Raw genomic sequence first — 18,253 nt, 5'->3', positions numbered from 1 at the left:
ACGCCATGACCCATCGCGCACAACGCACCATCGCGATGTCGTTGTGCCTGCTTGCATTGCTGGCGGTTTCGCTTTGGCTGGCGAACGGTTCGGCCATGCTGCGCGCCCTGCCCGAAGCAGTGCGCATCTGGCGGATGCCGGCAGTCATGGAGTTGCCCGTTCCCGTACAAGGCGTGCGCGCCAAGCGTATTGCCGATACTTGGGGCGGCGCGCGCAGCGGCGGTCGCCGGCACGAGGGTACCGACATCTTCGCCAAGCGCGGTACGCCGGTGACCAGCGCCACCCGCGGCATCGTGGTACGCATTGGCGATTACGGGATCGGCGGCAAGCATGTCTGGGTGCTCGGCCCTGGTGGAGAACGCCACTACTACGCGCACCTGGATGGATGGGCACCGGGCCTGCGCCAATACCGAGTCGTTCGTGCAGGGGATTTTCTGGGCTTCGTCGGCGATACCGGCAACGCCCGTGGCACCCCTCCGCATCTGCATTACGGCATCTACGGTACGCGCGGCGCGACGAATCCATACCCTCGCCTTCACGATGCCCCGGCACGCTGAACATCGCCCATGCAGCCATGCGGGATTCATCGCGACGGGTTAATGTGCGCGCAGTTTCCGGATGGATGCCGTCATGCGCCGAATTGCCGCGATCTTCGTCCTTGCCGCCGCCACGCTGCTGGTCGCGGCGTGCTCCACGCTGGATGGCGCGGCGGCCCTGTTCGGCCGCGACATCAGTTTCACCGCGCCGCAGCTGCAATCGCAGCTGGATCGCAAGTTCCCGCGCGACTACAGGAAGCTTGGCGGACTGGTCAGCGTCAGCCTACTCAATCCACGCCTCAGCCTGCCCGGTGGCGGCCGGCTGAAACTGGATTTCGACATCGGCTTGGCCGGCATGGGCAACACTGCACGCAGTCCATCCGGGCATTTCGCGCTGGAAAGCGGGTTGCGCTTCGATGCCGGCACCCGCGGCCTGCACCTGGACAATCCCGAGATCGTGTCGGTCGACGTGCCCGCACTCGGTGGGGTGATGAACGATTCCGCGCGTTCCATGCTCAACAGCTGGCTGCTGGACTATGCGCGCGAAGAACCGGTCTATCGCCTCGACGACACCACCTTCGGCCGCATCGCCTCGCGCCGGATCGAGCGGGTGAACATCGACAGCGGCATCATCACCCTGCAACTGGATTGACCATGCGCGCATACCGTTCCGCATTCCTGCTTTGCTGCTGCCTGCTTGCCGCCTGCGGCGGCGACAAGTCCGCTGCCGGCGGCGCATCGGGCGAAGATGGCCTGCCGAAACCCGCCGCCGCCAGTGGCTCGGTGACCGGCATGCCGAACCCGGGTGTGGCGGTTGCCCATCCCGCCGCCGATTCCGCACAGGTACCTGTTGCCGAACAACCCCCGGCAACGAACGAGTCACCGATAGAAAACAGCGATGCCACCGCGCCAATCGACCAAGCCGACGACGCGCAACAAGCGATGTCCGTGCTGCGAAACTATTACGCGGCGATCAACGCACGCGATCTTGCCACCGCCTATGCGCTCTGGGGCGACGGTGGGCGCGCCAGCGGACAAACACCGCAACAGTTCGCGGCCGGCTTCTCCGCCACGAGCGGCGTATCGATGGAGCTGGGCACGCCCGGCCGTATCGAAGGCGCCGCCGGCTCGCGCTATATCGAGATTCCGCTCACGTTGGAGACCCGCCAGGCCGACGGCAGCCTGCGCCGCTACGCCGGCACTTACACCCTTCGCCGCAGCGTGGTCGACGGCGCCACACCAGCGCAACAGAGCTGGCACATCGCGTCGGCCGACCTGCGCGCCATCGTGCAATGAATCGGTGGGTGCTGGCCGTTGGACTGGCCGCCGCGCTTGGCGCCTGCACACCGACGCCGCAGTCGCCGTCAACGGCGGCGAAGCATGACGACACGACATCGAGCCCCGTACCACCGCCGGCAGCATCGCCGACGCCGATTGAAGTCCCCGCCACCCCAGCAGAAACCTGGCTGCTACCCGGCGACATCGGGCCGCTGACTACGCGACTGCAACTTGAGACGCGTTTCGGCAAGGCGAATATGCGCGAGGAAACCTTCGATGGTGCCGAAGGCATCGGCAGCTATCCCGCGCTGGTCGTATTCCCGGACGATCCACGCAAGCGGCTGGAACTGGTGCTGGACGCGAACGATCCCGACGCGCCGATCCGCGAATTGCGCGTGGCCTCCGCCGATTCGCTCTGGCATGACGCATCGGGCCTGCGCACGGGGATGACGCTGGCGGAGCTGGCGGCGCTCAACGACGCACCCGTCAGCTTCTACGGACTGGACTGGGACTACGGCGGCACTGTGCAGGACTGGCATGGCGGCAAACTCGCGAACGCCGTCGACAACCCGCTGTTTCACCGGGTCACCCTGTCGGCGCGCGCAGGCGCAGGGGATGCCGCCTTGCCATCGGGCGACACCGTTTTCCGCAGCGACGATGGCAAGTGGCCCGGTATCGGCAAGGATTTGGTCGTCGCCGAGCTCGGCATCAGCTGGCCCAACGACGGCGACGAATGACCACTACAGTTCGAAGCGGTAGGCCAACTTGACCACCAGCTGCTCGTCGTTGCGCAGGCTGAAGGCATTGTTGAACTGATTGAACGCACCATCGGCGAAAGCGTCGTAACCGAAGCCGCCGCGGCCGTACACCACGTACAGGTTCGACAACGGTGCCAGTTCGTAGCGATAGCGCACCTGGAAGCCCATGTTGCGCAGGCTGAATCCTTGCACCGGATCATTGCTGCGCAGGCCGCGGCCATCCGCGCGGATTCGCCATGCGGTCGGATCAGCGGCATCGAAGCCCAACGCCTCCAGCTTCACCCGCAGTTCCTGTTTCGTGCCGATGTTCCAGTTCAGGCTGGCGCTCATGTCATAGCGGTTCATGTGGAAACCGGCGACCACGTTCTCGTAGCCAGGTCCCAGGTCGCCGCCCTGCCAGATCAGCATCTCCTGATCCATCACGTGCCCGACCCACAGTTCGATGTTGAGCGCATCGCTGATGTAGTAGGTGCCGTTGGCCGACACGCTCCACGAGTACGGCGTGTCCTCGCGCAGGCCACCGGCCACGCCGATGCTGGCATCCGCCCCGAATTTCCAGTTGCCGATCCGCGGCAGGTTGCGCTCGATGTAGGCGCTGCCGCCGTTGCGCACATGCATCGGGTTGTGGCCGCGAGTGATTTCGTCGTCGTACGCGGCGGTGCGCAGCTGGAAATTCCAGCCCAGGAAACCACCGTCCTTGCGTTGGCTGTTGACGTAGAAGCGGAACTGCCGCTGCAGCCACAGGCCATCGTTGTTCTGCAGGCCTTCGATGCGCGAGCGGATGTTGTGCGAGGAATACGCAGAACCTTCGGGGAGTGCAGTGATGCGCTTGCCCACTTCGAACTGACCGTAGTTGAGGTCATTACGGCCCAGATAACCGGCATCGTTGATCTGGAAATCCTCGCCGTAATGGATCAGCAGACCGGTCAGCGTCCAGCCCTTGTCCAGGGTCTTCTGCGCGATGCTGGTGAAACCGAAATCGCGGGTGTGTTGGCCGGCCACGTCCACATCGCTGCCAACCAATGTGCTGGACACGGTCAAACTTGGGTCGGGCTGCCAGCGATGGTCGAAGCCCAGCACGGTCGCGCTGCGATCCAGGAAGGGGCGATCCACATTGGTCAGCATCACCCCCAGGTTCTGCGTACCGAACGAACGCTGCAGGCGCAACGCGCTGAAACGACGACCGGCATCGCCGCGTTCGTCGGCGAGAAACGCGCCGTATTGGGTACCGCCGATACTGCCGTTGAATTTGGCCGCGCCCAGGATGTCGCCCGCGCCGCTGCCGTCGTCCGCCATAGCACCGACGCGGCGGGTGTACAGCAGCTGGCTGTTGTCCAGCAACATGCCGAAGTCGAAGAAGCCCTGGTTCTCGGTGAAGAACGGGCGCTTGTCGCCGAAGAAGCTTTCCTGCGCACTGAAATTCACCACCAGCGAATCGCTTTCGACCTGGCCGAAGTCGGGATTGATGGTCGCGCTGAGCTGGAACTGGCTGTTCGGCTTCCAGAACACGTCGGCGCCGGCATCGAAGCTGTTGTCCTTCGCCACCAGGTCGTGCAGGCCCACCACGTAGGGCGTGACTGCCAGCAGCGATTGCGAATACGCCGGGATCTCGATCTTCTCGAACTGGTTGAGGAACTGCGGCCGCTCGAAGCTCACCGCCGGCCAGGCCATGCGCTCGTTGATGCTGCCGATCACGCGATCCAGGTACACCGCCACCGTGCGCTTGTCGCCAGCGGCTTTCTTCATCGGCGCGGTATGCCAGGGGATCAGCAGCTCGGCCGTCCATTCGCCCTCGCCATCGACCACCGCGTGCTGCCAGCTGCCATCCCAATCGGTGCTGAAGTTGCCGCCGCTGGTGATGGTGGAGTCCTGCACGCCATCGCTGGCGCTCAGGGTGAAGTCGTAGCCGCTGCGGCCATCGCCATCGAAATCCAGCATCAGGTTGACGCGATCGATCGCCACGTCCTGGTCGCGCGCACTGCGTTGGCGCGGGGTTTCGACACCGGCGAGCTTGGTGTTGCGGAACGCCACCGCCAGGCCATCCGGCGTGGCCAGGATCCAGGCTTCGGTCGGGTGGCGGCTCGCCGCCTGGGTAAACGGCTGCACCATCCTGAAATCGGTGACGTGGCGCGCGCCCTGCCATTCGGCGGGATCGATCACGCCATCCACCTTCACCTGCGCGAACGCGGGCACCGACAAGGCGGACAGGACGGCAAGGGTCAACAACGAGAATTTCGGGGACAGGCGCATGGGCGTCGTCGAAGGGCAGCCATTGCTGCGATGACGTGTACGGTAACGATTCCGTTAACCGTTACCGACTGGCACAAGTCATGTAAACCTTCGACAGGGATCCGGCATCCCGGCCCTTGATGCTGGCCGGAACCAGCACGAACCCGCGTTAGCGCTTCGGCCGCAACATCGTCCCGGTGCAGTTCTTCGCGCCACAACGGCAGGCCCATATCTTCTTCAAGCGCGGGGTATGGCGCTCGGCCAGGGTGATGCCGTAATCGTAGGTCAGCTCTTCGCCCGGCTTGATCGCGCGGATCGATTCGATGAACACCCGCGACTGCTTCGGGTCGTCCTCGTTCTCGTCGAGGATCGCCTCGCAGTTCGGATCGCAGCTGTGGTTGATCCAGCGCGCATCGTTGCCTTCGAAATTCGCATCGATCACCCACTCGTCATTGAGGGTGAACAGGAAGGTATGGCCGCTGTCGACATCGCCGCTCTCGCCCTCGTCCACTTCTTCGTGGGTGCGGCGGCGGCCCTTGTATTCGATCAGGCGCTCGCCTTTCTTGATCGGGGCGATGGCGAACATGCCGTTGCCGTGGATGGCGGATTTGCGGGTCTCGATCTTCTTCGGCATGGGCTTGCGTTGCACGGCGGGGCCGCCATTGTGCCGAGCCGGAGCGCCGCGCGCCATGCAGTTACCTGAAGCGGCACTTCGTCATCGGTCAACCCCGGCCTGATCGGCACGTTGACTCGACAAGCCCGACGGAGTCCCGACATGCGCCTGCCGACCATCGCGATCGCCGCCCTCGTGGCGTTCGCCACGCTCTCGACCCCCGGCCATGCGCAGCAGCGCTTGCGTCAATTGCTTGAACAACGCCGCGAAGCACGCGCGACCACGGCATTGCCCGCCGGCACCCGCGTCGAGCACGACATCGCCTACGGCACGCACCCCGAGCAACGCTACGACGTCTACCTGCCCACGAACGCGAAACCGGGCGCGCCGATCCTGTTGATGGTGCATGGCGGCGGGTGGCGCCGCGGCGACAAGGCCAGTCCGGGCGTGGTGGGCGGGAAGGCTGCGCACTGGCTGGCGAAGGGCTACGTGTTCGTGTCGGTCGACTACCGCCTGTTGCCGGATGCCGATCCGCTGCAGCAGGCGCACGATGTCGCGGCCGCCGTGGCATCCGTGCAGAAGCGCGCGCGACAGTGGCGCGCAGACCCGCAGCGGCTGGTGTTGATGGGGCACTCGGCTGGCGCGCACCTGGTCGCCCTGCTCGGCGCGTCACCATCGTTGCTGCTGCAAGCCGGCGCATCGCGTCCGCTGGGCGTAGTCTCGCTGGACAGCGCGGCCATGAATGTGCCGGAGCTGATGGACAAACCGAGGCTGCCGGAACTCTATCGCAACGCATTCGGCACCGATCCACGATTCTGGGCCGCCGCCTCCCCCTACGACCAGTTGACCCGGCGTAGCCTGCCGATGCTGATCGTCTGTTCCAGCCAGCGGTCGGATTCCTGCCCGCAGGGCCGCACGCTGGCGGACAAGGCGCGCAACCTGGGCGTGCCGATGCAAGTGCTGCCGGAAGACCTCAGCCATGGCGAGGTCAACAGCAGCCTCGGCGCACCATCGGCCCATACCCGCGCCGTGACGGCCTGGATCGACCGTTTGGCAGATTGATGCCGGCCTTGCTTGGCTGCGACCGCCTTAAATCGTACAATTCCGGTACGTTTTAATCCTTTCCTCCTGGCCAGCCATCGCAAGCCATGCTCCGCGTCACCAAACTCACCGACTACGCCACCGTCGTCCTGACCGCGCTCGCCGCGCGCCCGGGCGATGTGCTCAGCGCCCCCGATCTGGCCGAACTGGCCGGACTGGAAGTGCCCACCGTGGCCAAGGTGTTGAAACCGCTGGCCCAGGCCGGCCTGGTGGACGGCTTCCGCGGTGCCAACGGCGGCTACCGGCTGGCGCGCGACGCCGCCGAGATTTCGCTGGTCGAGATCGTCGAAGCGATGGAAGGCCCGCTGGGCATGACCGAATGCAGCGTGCATGCCGGCCAATGCGGCATCGAGGATTCCTGTGGTGTCCGCGCCAACTGGCGGCGGATCAACGACGTGGTCGCCGACGCGCTGCGCGGCGTCTCCCTGGCGCAGATGCTGGGTCCGCTGCCGCCCGCACCGCGCAAAGGCATTCCCGTGCAGCTGGCGAATGCGTGAGGACGCAGCCATGAGCGAACAACAGAACGCACCGATTCAAAACGAGCAAATCCACGCCCAGCTCGGCCGCAAGTACGAGGCCGGCTTCATCACCGAGATCGAATCCGATTCGCTGCCGCCCGGACTGTCCGAGGACATCATCCGCGCGCTGTCGGCGAAGAAGGACGAGCCGGAATGGATGACCGACTGGCGGCTGGCCGCCTACCGGCACTTCCTGACCATGCCGATGCCGGATTGGGCGAAGCTGAAGATCGGCCCGATCGACCTGCAGACGCTGAGTTACTACAGCGCGCCGAAGGCCAAGTACGCCTCGCTCGATGAAGTGCCGCAGGAATTGCTGGACACCTACGACAAGCTCGGCGTGCCGCTGCACGAACGTGCCAAGCTGGCCGGCGTGGCAGTGGATGCAGTGTTCGATTCGGTCAGCGTGGGAACGACCTATCGCAAGGAACTCGCCGAAAAGGGCGTGATCTTCTGCTCGATGTCGGAAGCCGTGCGCGAGCATCCCGAACTGGTGCAGAAATACCTGGGCACCGTGGTGCCGACCGGCGACAACTATTTCGCCGCGTTGAATTCGGCGGTGTTTTCCGACGGCAGTTTCGTGTTCATCCCCAAGGGCGTGCGTTGCCCGATGGAACTGAGCACCTACTTCCGCATCAATGCCGGCCATACCGGCCAGTTCGAACGCACCCTGATCGTGTGCGAGGAATCGGCCTACGTGTCGTACCTCGAGGGCTGCACCGCGCCGATGCGCGACGAGAACCAGCTGCATGCCGCTGTGGTGGAGCTGGTCGCGCTGGACGATGCCGAGATCAAGTATTCGACCGTACAGAACTGGTACCCCGGTGACGAGAACGGCGTGGGCGGTATCTACAACTTCGTCACCAAGCGCGCCGAATGCCGTGGCGCGCGCAGCAAGGTGACCTGGACGCAGGTGGAAACCGGTTCGGCGATCACCTGGAAATACCCGAGCTGCGTGCTGCTGGGCGACGACAGCGTGGGCGAATTCCACAGCGTGGCGCTCACCCACCACCGCCAGCAGGCCGATACCGGCACCAAGATGATCCACGTCGGCAAGCGCACCAAGAGCAAGATCGTGAGCAAGGGCATCAGCGCCGGCCATGGCCAGAACAGCTATCGCGGGCTGGTGAAAGTGGCCGCAAGCGCCGAAGGCGCGCGCAACCACACTCAATGCGACTCGCTGCTGATCGGCAAGAAATGCGGCGCGCATACCTTCCCCTACATCGAGGTGAAGAACCCCAGCGCCACCGTCGAGCACGAAGCCACCACCAGCAAGATCAGCGACGACCAGCTGTTCTATTGCCGTTCGCGCGGCATCGGCCAGGAAGACGCGGTTTCGCTGATCGTGGACGGTTTCTGCAAGTCGGTGTTCCGCGAACTGCCGATGGAATTCGCGGTGGAAGCCAAGAAATTGCTGGATGTCTCGCTTGAAGGCTCCGTCGGCTGACGGCGCCGCATCATGGAAAACGCATCAATGTTGAAGATCGACAACCTCCACGCCACCGTCGCCGGTCGCGAAATCCTCAAGGGCCTTTCTCTGGACGTGAAGTCCGGCGAAGTGCACGCCATCATGGGCCCCAACGGCGCCGGCAAATCCACCCTGGGCAACATCCTGGCCGGGCGTGACGGCTATGAGGTCACCGAAGGCTCGGTCGAATTCGAAGGACTCGACTTGCTGGCATTGGAGCCCGAACAACGTGCCGCTGCCGGCGTGTTCCTGGCCTTCCAGTACCCGGTGGAAATCCCGGGCGTGAACAACACCTACTTCCTGCGCACCGCGCTCAATGCGCAACGCAAGGCACGCGGTGAGCCGGAACTGGATTCGATGCAGTTCCTCAAGCGCGTGCGCGAGAAACTCGCCGTGCTGCACCTGAAGGACGAACTGCTGCATCGCGGCGTGAATGAAGGGTTTTCCGGCGGCGAGAAGAAGCGCAACGAGATCTTCCAGCTCGCCCTGCTCGAGCCGAAGCTGGCGATCCTCGACGAAACCGATTCCGGCCTCGACATCGATGCACTGAAGTCGGTCGCCGACGGCGTCAACGCGCTGCGCGATGCCGGGCGCAGCTTCCTGGTCATCACCCACTACCAGCGCCTGCTCGATTACATCCAGCCGGATTTCGTGCACGTGCTGGCCGATGGTCGCATCGTCGAAAGCGGCGGCCCGGAACTGGCGCTCGAGCTGGAAGCGCACGGGTATGCCTGGCTCAAGGATCGGGTCGCGCCCGAAGCGATCGCCTGATGAGCGCATTGCTCGACTCGCTGGCGGCGCCATTCGATGGCGATGCCGAACGACGCGACATGCTGGACGCGTTGCTGCGCGACGGCCTGCCGCATGCACGCGCGGAAGCGTGGAAGTACACGCCGCTACGTGCGCTTGAGCGGCGCAGTTTCGCGACAGCCGAAGCCACCACGATTGACCCCGAAGTGCTGGCCGCGATTCCGTCACCGCGAATCGTCTTCGTCAATGGCCGTTTCGATGCCGCGCTGAGCGCGCTGCACGATTTGCCCGAGGGAGTCTCGCTGCAGCCGCTTTCGCAGTTGCTGGTCGAAGGCGAAACCCGCGCCACCAACTTCCTGCAGCGCCGCTACGAGCGCAGCGATGAACCCTTCGCGCGCCTCAATGCCGCCCTCGCCCGCGAGGGCGCGGTACTGCGGATCGAGGATGGCGTGCAGGTTGTCGCGCCGATTCACCTGGTCTTCGTCGGCGCAGCCGCGCCTGATGCCGCCTGGCACCTGCGCCAGTTCATCGAACTGCGTCGCGGCGCGAACGCGACCGTGGTCGAACACCACCTCGCCGCCGGCGAACACGCCCACCTCGGCAACGGCATCGCCCATGTGCATGTCGCCGCAGGCGCACGCCTGCGCCATGTACGCCTGCAGGACGAGGCAGCACGCGCCACCCAGTTCGCGCGCACCGATGCAGTGCTGGCCCGCGAGGCCGTGTACGAGCGCGTCGACCTCGAACTCGGCGCAGCGCTGTCGCGACATGAATTGAATGTCCGCCTCGAAGGCGAAGGCGCCACGCTGCGCGCCGACGGCGTGCTGCTGGCCGATGGCCGCCGGCATGTCGATACCCGCCTCGGTATCGATCACCTCGCCCGTGACACGTCGTGCTCTTTGACCTGGCGTGGTCTTGCCGGCCAACGCGGCAAGGCGGTGTTCCATGGCGGCATCACGATTGCCGCCGGCGCCGACGGCAGCGAAGCGAATCTCTCGAACAAGAACCTGTTGCTGTCGAGCGACGCCGAAATCGACACCCAGCCGGTGCTGGAGATCCATGCCGACGAAGTGAAGGCCGCGCATGGCGCGACCGTCGGCCAGCTCGACCCGACCGCGCTGTTCTACCTGCGTTCGCGCGGGCTGACCGAAGCGGATGCGCGACGCCTGCTGACCGCGGCGTTCTGCCGCGAAGTGGTCGCCGGCATCGACGACGATGCGACCCGCACGCTGTGCGATGCGGCGCTGGATCGCGCACTGGCGAGGCTGGGCGCATGAGCCAGGCTGCCATCGACTGGAGCGCGGTGCGTGCCGACTTTCCACTGTTGCGCCGCGAAGTCCACGGCAAGCCGCTGATCTACCTGGATTCGGCCAATACCAGCCAGAAGCCGGAAGCGGTGATCGCGGCGGTGGACGATTTCTATCGCCAGCACAACGCCAACGTCAGCCGCGCCGTGCATGCGCTGGGCAGCGAGGCCACCGAAGCCTACGAGGCATCGCGCCGAAAACTCGCGCAGTTCCTGGGCGTGCATCACGACGAACTGGTGCTGTGCAGCGGCACCACCTTCGCGATCAACCTGGTGGCGTATTCGTGGGCACTGCCGCAGCTCAAGCCGGGCGACGCGATCCTGCTCTCGCGGATGGAGCACCACGCCAACATCGTGCCCTGGCAGTTGGTCGCCCAGCGCAGCGGCGCGGTGATCAAGGTCGCCGAGATCCACGAAGACGGCACGCTGGACATGGACGCGCTGCGCGCAGCGATGACGCCGGAAGTGAAACTGCTCGGCATCACCCATGTCAGCAACGTGCTGGGCACGATCAACCCGATCGCCGAAATCTGCCGTGAAGCGCGCAAGCGCGGCATCGTCAGCGTGGTCGATGGCTCGCAGGCCGCGCCGCACCTGCAACTGGACATCCCGTCGCTGGGCTGCGATTTCTACGCGGTCACCGGCCACAAGATGTGCGGACCGACCGGCACCGGCGCGCTGTGGGCGCGGCGCGAGCACCTGCAGGCGATGCCGCCGTTCCTGGGCGGCGGCGAGATGATCAAGGAAGTGCGCTTCACCGGCACGATCTTCAACGATCCGCCGCATCGCTTCGAAGCCGGTACGCCGAACATCGCCGGCCATGTCGGGCTGGGCACGGCAACGGATTACCTGCGCGGCATCGGCATGCCGCAGATCGCCGCGCGCGAAACCGAACTGTTGCGGCACGCCACCGAAGAACTGCTGAAGATCGACGGCCTGCGCATCATCGGCACCGCCCCGCACAAGGCGGCGGTGATCAGCTTCCTGGTCGATGGCGCGCATGCGCATGACCTCGCCACCCTGCTTGATCTGGAAGGCGTGGCGGTGCGCTCCGGCCATCATTGTGCGCATCCGCTGATGCAGTTCTACGGCGTGCCGGCGACCTGCCGCGCCTCGTTCGCGTTCTACAACACGCACGAGGAAGTCGATGCCTTCGTGGCTGCGCTACGCAAGGTGAGGACGTTGCTCGCATGAACCAAGCACTGCAGTTCCGCGCCGCCAACGCGGCGGATATCGATGCCATCGTGGCACTGGTCGAATCCGCCTATCGCGGCGATGTCAGCAGACAGGGCTGGACCACCGAAGCCGATTTCCTCGACGGCCGCCGCACCGGCGCCGACGACGTGATCGCCTGCCTCGAACGCGAGCACAGCCGCATCGTGCTGGCCGAACGCGATGGGCAACTGCTCGCCTGCGCACATGTCGCGGAAGAAGACGGCGCCGGTTATTTCGGCATGTTCTCGGTCAAGCCGGATTTGCAAGGCGGCGGCATTGGCAAGCACGTGCTGGCCGAATGCGAACGCATCGCCCGCGACGAATGGCAGCTGCCGGCGATGCGGATGACAGTGATCGATATCCGCGACGAGCTGATCGCCTTCTATGAGCGCCGCGGCTACCGGCGCACCGGCATCACCAAGCCATTCCCTTACGGAGACGCGCGCTTCGGCCTGCCCACGCGCGACGACCTGCGCTTCGAAGTGTTGGAAAAGGAATTGCACCATGGGTGAATGGGTGTTCGTCTGCGCGACGTCGCAACTGCTGCCCGGCGAAATGACTACCGCCTGGGACGGCGATACCGCCATCGCCGTGTTCAATTACGACGGCGAGATTTACGCGCTGGAGGATCGATGCTCCCACGAGGACTTCGAGCTTTCCGCCGGTACGTTCGACCCGGCGACCGCCAGCATCGAATGTGTGCTGCACGGCGCGCGTTTCGACGTGCGCGATGGCCGCGCCCTGTGTGCACCCGCCTATGAGCCGGTCGCGAAGTTCCCGGTCAAGATCAACGACACCGGCATCTGGACCCGCGACGACCGAGAGTGATTCTCTCTCGAGAATCGATTGCGTTTGCGAATAGTTCTCATTAACATGGCTACCTGAAGCGGCCAACAAGCGCCGCGTGCCCTGTCGATGAGGATCCAATGCACTCTGCCCTCCCCACCCCGCGCGTCCTGGCGCAATCCCCCCTGACCATTGCGCTGCTGGTCGCGCTCTCCACGCCCGCATTCGCCGCCGACGACGGCGAGGCGGCGAAAGACCAGGCCAAGAACCTGGACGGCGTCACCGTGGTCGGCCAGCGCTACCTGCCCGACTACAGCGCGCGCAAGACCCGCAGCGCTACCAAGACCGATACCCCGCTGCTGGACGTGCCGCAGGCGGTGACCGTGGTGACCGACAAGCTGATCGCGGACCAGGCCATGACCGGCCTGACCGATACCTTGCGCTACATGCCCGGTGTCGGCGTCGCCCAGGGTGAAGGCAACCGCGACACCCCGGTGATGCGCGGCAACAGCACCACCGGCGATTTCTTCGTCGATGGCGTGCGCGACGACGTTCAGTACATCCGCGACACTTACAACGTGGAGCGCGTCGAGGCGCTGAAGGGCCCGAACGCGATGATCTTCGGTCGCGGCGGCACCGGCGGCGTGATCAATCGCGTCACCCGCCAAGCCGATGGCGCGAGCCACCGCAGCGGCAGCGTGCAGTTCGGCTCGGACAGCCGCAAGCGCGGCACCCTGGATTTCGGCACCGGCATCGGCGATGGCGGCAACAACGCCGGCTTCCGCGTCAATGCCCTCTACGAAGATTCCGAAAGCTTCCGCGACGGCTTCGAACTGAAGCGCTACGGCATCAACCCGACCTTCGGCACGGACCTGGGCGCCAACACCCGCCTCAACCTGTCCTACGAGCGTTTCCACGACGAGCGCGTGGCCGATCGCGGCGTGCCCTCGCTCAACGGGCGTCCGCTCGATGTCGATCCGTCCACCTTCTTCGGCAACGCCGCGCAGAGCCCGGTCGAGGCGACCGTGGATGCGTTCGATGCGGTGCTCGAACACGACTTCGGCAACGGCCTGCAGCTGCGCAACCACCTGCGCTGGGCGGATTACGACAAGTTCTACCAGAACGTGTTCCCGGGCGCGGTCAACGCCACCGCGCAAACGGTGTCGATCGCCGCTTACAACAACGTCACCACGCGCAAGAACCTGTTCAACCAGACCGACCTGGTGTGGAAGACGACTGCCGGCGGCATGCAACACACCGTGTTGGCCGGCGCCGAGTTCGGCCGCCAGGAAACCGACAACCTGCGCATGACCGGCTACTTCGGCGCGCCCGGCAGCACCACCACCAGCGTCAACGTGCCGCTGGCGAATCCAACCACTACCACGCCAGTTGAATTCCGTCCCAGCGCGACTGATGCAAGCAACCACGGCGTGGCGAAGGTCGCGGCGGTCTACCTGCAGGACCAGATCGAGCTCTCGCCGCGCTGGCAGGCGATCCTTGGATTGCGCTACGACGATTTCCGCGTGGATCTGCACAACAACCGCAACGGCACGGACTTCCGCAGCGACGATGGCCTGCTCTCCCCGCGCGCCGGGCTGGTGTTCAAGCCGATCGACGATGTCTCGCTGTACGCCAGCTACAGCAAGGCCTACCAGCCGCGTGCCGGCGACCAGCTTGCCTCGCTCAGCGCCAGCAATGCCGCGCTGGACCCGGAAACCTTCCGCAATCGCGAGATCGGCGCGAAGTGGGATATCCGCCCCGAGCTGCAGGCGAGCATCGCCGTATACCAGCTGGATCGCGGCAACGTGGCGGTCACCGATCCGGCCGATGCCACCCGCATGATCCTGGTCGACGGCCAGACCGCCAAGGGCGTTGAACTGGGTGTTGCCGGGCGCATCACCGAGGCTTGGCAGCTGATGGGTGGCTATGCCTACCAGACCGGCGAAATCACCACCACGCAGTCGTCGAGCACGGTGGCCGGCAACCGACTGGCCCAGTTGCCGAAGCATTCGGCTTCGCTGTGGAACCGTTACGATTTCAACCAGACGGTTGGCGTTGGCCTGGGCATCATCCATCGCGGCGCGATCTTCGCCAACGTGGACAATGCCGTGACCCTGCCTGCGTTCACCCGCTTCGACGCCGCCGTGTACTGGACACTCAACCCGGCGATGCAGTTGCAGGTCAATATCGAGAACCTGGGCGACAAGCGTTACTTCGCCAGCGCCCACAGCAACAACAACATCAGCCCCGGCGCACCGCGCAGCGCCTGGGTCAGCCTTAACTACCGTTTCTGAGGCCACGATGCAGACCGCTTCCGCCGCACGCCGCTCCGCCACCACCTATCGCTGGATCCGTCAGTTCCACCTGTGGATCGGTGCCTGGGGCGCGCTTGCCGCGATCCTGTACGGCATCACCGGACTGGTGATGAACCACCGCTTCGGCGATGGTGCGTGGCCACAGGGCGACAGCAATGAGATCGGCAAGACCTCGCTGGCCATCCCCGCCGAAGTGCGCACCACCCCCGAGCAGCTCTCGCTGTGGCTGCGCGATGCCCAGCAGCTCGATGCGCAGGTGATCCGCAAGGGCGCACCGGGCGGCCGCGGTGGCGATGCCAAGCAACCGCCGAAGTGGACCCTCAGCGGCGGCACCGCCAGCGACTCCTGGTCGCTGGAATACGCGCCGGGCAGCGACACCGCCGACCTCAAGCGCAGCAGTCACAGCACGCTGGCCGCGTTGAACCGCCTGCACAAGGCGGTGGGCGGTGGCGGCTGGTGGATCCTGCTGGCCGACAGTTTCGCGATCGGCATGATCCTGCTCGGCCTGTCCGGAATCTGGATGTGGGCGCGCGGCCGCAGCGCGAAGGAGATGCTGCTCAGCGTGATGGGGTTATCGACCCTGGTCTTCTGCGCCGTGGTCGGGCTGGCATTGCTCTAGAACCCCAAGCGTTCAAGCTCCTCGTGGGATGACGCGAATCAGCAACACCTCGCCGCCGCCGTCCAATACGTGACGGCGGCGCGCGTTTCCGGCCTCCAGCACGGCGGTGTCGCCGATCGCGATCTCGCCAAGTTCGGAGCCATCCGCAAAGCGCGCGTGACCGGCCAGCATGTGCACGGCCCAAGTGTCGCCGGGCTCGACGAACAGCACCATCGTCCCCACCAGCGGCCGATGCCATAGCTGTGCGTCGACCGCATCGCGCTTCCACATCAGGTTGAAGTCGCGGGTGGGCCCATCGAGCAATTCGCCGAAGGCCGTGCGTTCGCCGGCGAAGCGCAGCTTGTCGTGCGGCGGCAACAGTTCGTGGGTTTCGCCATCGTCGAAACGCAGGCGCAGGCCGTTGCCGCTCAACAACACCAGTTCGCGTTCCACGCCGGGAAAGGCGGAGAACGGCGCGTCGGCATCGATCTCGGCGATCGACAGGCGCCACAGCCAGTCATTGGTGTCGCGCTCGCCGCTGCCGTGGACTTTAAGGATTTCCGATGTCCAGCCGGCGCCGTTCTTCCAGCGCATGCGCGCATAGCCGCTGGCGCGCAGGACAAACGACGACTGCGGCGATGATCGATCCATCGCCGCAGTGTATCGCCGTGATGCCTGCCGATCAGCGGCGGGCAACCTGCTTCGGGATCGGCTTGGCCGCGACCTTGGCACCCGCCGCAGCCGGACGTGCGCCGCCGAGTGCGATGCGGTCGCGGTTCTTTTCCACGGTCTTCAGGCCAATGCCCTTGACCAGGGCCAGTTGTTCGGCGCTGCGGAACGCGCCGTTGGCCTTGCGGTAGGCGACGATGGCATCGGCCTTGGCTGGACCCACGTTGACCAGTACGCGATCGATGGTGGCGGCATCGGCAGTGTTGATGTTGACGGTCTCGCCGGCGATGGCGGCGCCGGCCAGCGCCAGCGAAAGGATCAACGAGGAGAACAGGGTCTTGAAGGTCTTCATGGCAGGCTCCTGAGGGTGGTTTTGATCCGCGACCGCAGGCTGCGATCCGGTAGACACAGGTTGCCGGCGCGCCTTCCTGGCCTGTATCGGCCGCCGCCGCATGACAGCCCCCAGCTTCCCCCCATCCGTCGGTAGGAGAAGTCCGCCATCACGCACCGGCGGTAGAATTGCGTTTTCACCCGCAAGGCCGTACCCCCATGGATGCCAGCAAGATCAAAGCCTTCGTCGATGCCAAATGGGACAGCGAGATCGTCCCGCAGCTCGTCGAGTACATCCGCATCCCCAACAAGTCGCCGATGTTCGACGCCGACTGGGTGAAGAACGGCCACATGGACCGCGCGGTGGCGTTGATGGAAGCTTGGGCTCGCGCGCAGTCCATCCCGGGCATGCAGCTGGAAGTGGTGCAGCTTGAAGGCCGCACGCCACTGATCTTCCTCGACATCCCGGCCGCCAACGGCGGCAGCGACGAGGATTGCGTGCTGCTGTACGGCCACCTGGACAAGCAGCCGGAGATGACCGGCTGGGACGACGACAAGGGCCCATGGGTGCCGGTGCTGGAAGGCGACCGCCTTTACGGCCGCGGCGGCGCGGACGACGGCTATGCGATCTTCGGCTCGCTGACCGCGATCATGGCGCTGCAGGCGCAGGGCGTGGCGCATGCGCGCTGCGTGGTGCTGATCGAAGCCTGCGAGGAATCCGGCAGCTACGACCTCCCCGCCTATGTCGATCATCTTGCGGATCGCATCGGCAAGCCCTCGCTGGTGGTCTGCCTGGATTCGGGCTGCGGCAATTACGACCAGCTGTGGTGCACCACCTCGCTGCGCGGCCTGGCCGGCGGCAACCTCACGGTGAAGGTGCTGGAGGAAGGCGTGCACTCGGGCGATGCGTCCGGCATCGTGCCGTCCAGCTTCCGCATCATCCGCCAACTGCTGTCGCGGCTGGAGGACGAGAAGACCGGCCGCGTGCTGGTCGATGAACTGCATGTCGAGATTCCCGAAGAACGTAAGGCGCAGGCAGCCAAGGTGGCCGGCGTACTGGGCACCGAGGTCTGGGACAAATTCCCGTTCCTGCCGGGCATGACCCCGATGAACAGTGACCTCACCGAACTGGTGCTCAACCGCACCTGGCGGCCGGCGTTGTCGATCACCGGCGAAGACGGCATTCCGCCACTGGCCTCGGCCGGCAACGTGCTGCGCCCGTACACCTCGCTCAAGCTCAGCCTGCGCCTGCCTCCGACCCTGGACGGCAAGCGCGGCGGCGAACTGCTGCAGGACGTGTTGCTGAAAGATCCGCCGAACGGCGCGCAAGTCAGCCTGAAGCTGGAGAAGGCCAGCACCGGCTGGAACGCACCGGCACTGTCGCCGTGGCTGGAAAACGCCATCGACCAGTCCAGCCAGGAGTTCTTCGGCAAGCCGGCGATGTACATGGGCGAAGGCGGCACCATCCCGTTCATGGGCATGCTGGGCGAAAAATTCCCCGGCGCGCAATTCATGATCACCGGCGTGCTGGGCCCGCATTCCAACGCGCACGGCCCCAACGAGTTCCTGCACATCCCGATGGGCAAGGGCGTGACCGCCTGCGTGGCGCGGGTCATCGCCGAACACAACCTGGCCAGCCAGCGCGGGGAGACCGCCGGCGTGGCCGCGGTGGCCGGCGGCGAAGCGCACGGCGACCACGGCTGCTGCTAACGCTGCACTGCAACGCGACGGACCGGCAACTGCTGCTAGGATGCCCCGGCGTTACCCACAACAACCCGGGAGG

The 18,253-nt window shown here is 65.4% G+C and carries 19 protein-coding genes; 15 read left to right on the top strand and 4 right to left on the bottom strand.

The window, feature by feature from the left end:
* Positions 1-5 precede the first annotated feature (5 nt).
* The 4 genes from G7079_RS04575 to G7079_RS04560 all read left to right on the top strand — a co-directional run bounded on the left by G7079_RS04575 (position 6) and on the right by G7079_RS04560 (position 2,551).
* Complete coding sequence (locus G7079_RS04575) at positions 6-557, top strand: M23 family metallopeptidase (protein ID WP_206203243.1); 552 nt, start codon at positions 6-8, stop codon at positions 555-557.
* A gap of 73 nt (positions 558-630) precedes the next feature.
* A complete protein-coding gene (locus G7079_RS04570) occupies positions 631-1,188 on the top strand; it encodes a DUF1439 domain-containing protein (protein ID WP_166055991.1) in 558 nt (185 codons plus the stop codon).
* A gap of 2 nt (positions 1,189-1,190) precedes the next feature.
* Complete coding sequence (locus G7079_RS04565) at positions 1,191-1,832, top strand: hypothetical protein (protein ID WP_166055989.1); 642 nt, start codon at positions 1,191-1,193, stop codon at positions 1,830-1,832.
* Entirely contained in the window at positions 1,829-2,551 is a 723-nt protein-coding gene (locus G7079_RS04560; RefSeq protein ID WP_166055987.1) for a hypothetical protein, read from the top strand. The genes G7079_RS04565 and G7079_RS04560 overlap by 4 nt, the downstream gene beginning before the upstream one ends.
* Positions 2,552-2,554: 3 nt before the next feature.
* Here the strand turns inward: G7079_RS04560 and G7079_RS04555 are convergent, their stop codons facing one another.
* Both G7079_RS04555 and G7079_RS04550 read right to left on the bottom strand, forming a co-directional pair.
* Positions 2,555-4,822 (bottom strand): DUF5916 domain-containing protein, encoded by a 2,268-nt coding sequence (locus tag G7079_RS04555; RefSeq protein WP_166055985.1) that lies wholly within the window; start codon positions 4,820-4,822, stop codon positions 2,555-2,557.
* Between the two features lie 148 nt (positions 4,823-4,970).
* On the bottom strand, positions 4,971-5,435 hold the full coding sequence (locus G7079_RS04550; protein ID WP_166057834.1) for an SET domain-containing protein-lysine N-methyltransferase: 465 nt from the start codon (positions 5,433-5,435) through the stop codon (positions 4,971-4,973).
* 141 nt (positions 5,436-5,576) lie between these two features.
* Between G7079_RS04550 and G7079_RS04545 the strand changes: the two genes are divergently transcribed.
* The 10 genes from G7079_RS04545 to G7079_RS04500 all read left to right on the top strand — a co-directional run bounded on the left by G7079_RS04545 (position 5,577) and on the right by G7079_RS04500 (position 15,492).
* A complete protein-coding gene (locus G7079_RS04545) occupies positions 5,577-6,476 on the top strand; it encodes an alpha/beta hydrolase (RefSeq protein WP_166055983.1) in 900 nt (299 codons plus the stop codon).
* 86 nt (positions 6,477-6,562) lie between these two features.
* Positions 6,563-7,012 (top strand): SUF system Fe-S cluster assembly regulator, encoded by a 450-nt coding sequence (locus tag G7079_RS04540; RefSeq protein WP_166055981.1) that lies wholly within the window; start codon positions 6,563-6,565, stop codon positions 7,010-7,012.
* A 10-nt stretch (positions 7,013-7,022) separates the two neighbouring features.
* On the top strand, positions 7,023-8,480 hold the full coding sequence (gene sufB, locus G7079_RS04535; protein WP_166055979.1) for a Fe-S cluster assembly protein SufB: 1,458 nt from the start codon (positions 7,023-7,025) through the stop codon (positions 8,478-8,480).
* A gap of 27 nt (positions 8,481-8,507) precedes the next feature.
* Positions 8,508-9,272, top strand: coding sequence for a Fe-S cluster assembly ATPase SufC (sufC, locus tag G7079_RS04530; protein ID WP_166057833.1), 765 nt, complete (start codon positions 8,508-8,510; stop codon positions 9,270-9,272).
* Positions 9,272-10,528, top strand: coding sequence for a Fe-S cluster assembly protein SufD (sufD, locus tag G7079_RS04525; protein WP_166055977.1), 1,257 nt, complete (start codon positions 9,272-9,274; stop codon positions 10,526-10,528). Before sufC ends, sufD begins: the two co-directional genes overlap by 1 nt.
* Complete coding sequence (locus tag G7079_RS04520) at positions 10,525-11,751, top strand: cysteine desulfurase (RefSeq protein WP_166055976.1); 1,227 nt, start codon at positions 10,525-10,527, stop codon at positions 11,749-11,751. The genes sufD and G7079_RS04520 overlap by 4 nt, the downstream gene beginning before the upstream one ends.
* Positions 11,748-12,284, top strand: a complete 537-nt coding sequence (locus tag G7079_RS04515) for a GNAT family N-acetyltransferase (protein WP_166055974.1) — start codon at positions 11,748-11,750, stop codon at positions 12,282-12,284. The genes G7079_RS04520 and G7079_RS04515 overlap by 4 nt, the downstream gene beginning before the upstream one ends.
* Complete coding sequence (locus G7079_RS04510) at positions 12,277-12,600, top strand: non-heme iron oxygenase ferredoxin subunit (protein ID WP_166055972.1); 324 nt, start codon at positions 12,277-12,279, stop codon at positions 12,598-12,600. The genes G7079_RS04515 and G7079_RS04510 overlap by 8 nt, the downstream gene beginning before the upstream one ends.
* Positions 12,601-12,698: 98 nt before the next feature.
* Positions 12,699-14,852, top strand: a complete 2,154-nt coding sequence (locus tag G7079_RS04505) for a TonB-dependent siderophore receptor (RefSeq protein ID WP_166055970.1) — start codon at positions 12,699-12,701, stop codon at positions 14,850-14,852.
* 7 nt (positions 14,853-14,859) lie between these two features.
* Positions 14,860-15,492 (top strand): PepSY-associated TM helix domain-containing protein, encoded by a 633-nt coding sequence (locus G7079_RS04500; RefSeq protein WP_166055968.1) that lies wholly within the window; start codon positions 14,860-14,862, stop codon positions 15,490-15,492.
* 12 nt (positions 15,493-15,504) lie between these two features.
* Here G7079_RS04500 and G7079_RS04495 read toward each other — a convergent pair whose 3' ends face one another.
* Together G7079_RS04495 and G7079_RS04490 are read right to left on the bottom strand one after the other, a co-directional pair.
* On the bottom strand, positions 15,505-16,122 hold the full coding sequence (locus tag G7079_RS04495) for a HutD family protein (RefSeq protein WP_166055966.1): 618 nt from the start codon (positions 16,120-16,122) through the stop codon (positions 15,505-15,507).
* A gap of 31 nt (positions 16,123-16,153) precedes the next feature.
* On the bottom strand, positions 16,154-16,492 hold the full coding sequence (locus G7079_RS04490) for a helix-hairpin-helix domain-containing protein (protein ID WP_166055964.1): 339 nt from the start codon (positions 16,490-16,492) through the stop codon (positions 16,154-16,156).
* Positions 16,493-16,689: 197 nt separating this feature from the next.
* On the opposite strand from G7079_RS04490, the gene G7079_RS04485 reads away from it, so the two are divergent.
* The gene (locus G7079_RS04485; protein WP_166055963.1) at positions 16,690-18,180 is read left to right on the top strand and encodes a M20 family metallopeptidase; all 1,491 of its coding nucleotides are present in this window, start codon (positions 16,690-16,692) and stop codon (positions 18,178-18,180) included.
* Positions 18,181-18,253: the final 73 nt, after the last annotated feature.

It is taken from the genome of Thermomonas sp. HDW16 (genome assembly GCF_011302915.1).
Lineage (GTDB): Bacteria > Pseudomonadota > Gammaproteobacteria > Xanthomonadales > Xanthomonadaceae > Thermomonas.
The sequence above is the reverse complement of the archived record's forward strand: the minus strand, read 5'-3'. Positions and strand labels throughout refer to the sequence as shown.

Bases quoted from the DNA above. Each gene is read 5' to 3' on its own strand.
- G7079_RS04495 (WP_166055966.1), bottom strand. From the start codon at position 16,122: ATGGATCGATCATCGCCGCAGTCGTCGTTTGTCCTGCGCGCCAGCGGC.
- sufB (WP_166055979.1), top strand. From the start codon at position 7,023: ATGAGCGAACAACAGAACGCACCGATTCAAAACGAGCAAATCCACGCC.
- G7079_RS04555 (WP_166055985.1), bottom strand. From the start codon at position 4,822: ATGCGCCTGTCCCCGAAATTCTCGTTGTTGACCCTTGCCGTCCTGTCC.
- G7079_RS04540 (WP_166055981.1), top strand. From the start codon at position 6,563: ATGCTCCGCGTCACCAAACTCACCGACTACGCCACCGTCGTCCTGACC.
- G7079_RS04515 (WP_166055974.1), top strand. From the start codon at position 11,748: ATGAACCAAGCACTGCAGTTCCGCGCCGCCAACGCGGCGGATATCGAT.
- G7079_RS04520 (WP_166055976.1), top strand. From the start codon at position 10,525: ATGAGCCAGGCTGCCATCGACTGGAGCGCGGTGCGTGCCGACTTTCCA.
- G7079_RS04485 (WP_166055963.1), top strand. From the start codon at position 16,690: ATGGATGCCAGCAAGATCAAAGCCTTCGTCGATGCCAAATGGGACAGC.
- G7079_RS04490 (WP_166055964.1), bottom strand. From the start codon at position 16,492: ATGAAGACCTTCAAGACCCTGTTCTCCTCGTTGATCCTTTCGCTGGCG.
- G7079_RS04500 (WP_166055968.1), top strand. From the start codon at position 14,860: ATGCAGACCGCTTCCGCCGCACGCCGCTCCGCCACCACCTATCGCTGG.
- G7079_RS04545 (WP_166055983.1), top strand. From the start codon at position 5,577: ATGCGCCTGCCGACCATCGCGATCGCCGCCCTCGTGGCGTTCGCCACG.
- G7079_RS04575 (WP_206203243.1), top strand. From the start codon at position 6: ATGACCCATCGCGCACAACGCACCATCGCGATGTCGTTGTGCCTGCTT.
- sufC (WP_166057833.1), top strand. From the start codon at position 8,508: ATGTTGAAGATCGACAACCTCCACGCCACCGTCGCCGGTCGCGAAATC.
- G7079_RS04550 (WP_166057834.1), bottom strand. From the start codon at position 5,435: ATGCCGAAGAAGATCGAGACCCGCAAATCCGCCATCCACGGCAACGGC.
- G7079_RS04570 (WP_166055991.1), top strand. From the start codon at position 631: ATGCGCCGAATTGCCGCGATCTTCGTCCTTGCCGCCGCCACGCTGCTG.
- G7079_RS04560 (WP_166055987.1), top strand. From the start codon at position 1,829: ATGAATCGGTGGGTGCTGGCCGTTGGACTGGCCGCCGCGCTTGGCGCC.
- sufD (WP_166055977.1), top strand. From the start codon at position 9,272: ATGAGCGCATTGCTCGACTCGCTGGCGGCGCCATTCGATGGCGATGCC.
- G7079_RS04565 (WP_166055989.1), top strand. From the start codon at position 1,191: ATGCGCGCATACCGTTCCGCATTCCTGCTTTGCTGCTGCCTGCTTGCC.
- G7079_RS04510 (WP_166055972.1), top strand. From the start codon at position 12,277: ATGGGTGAATGGGTGTTCGTCTGCGCGACGTCGCAACTGCTGCCCGGC.
- G7079_RS04505 (WP_166055970.1), top strand. From the start codon at position 12,699: ATGCACTCTGCCCTCCCCACCCCGCGCGTCCTGGCGCAATCCCCCCTG.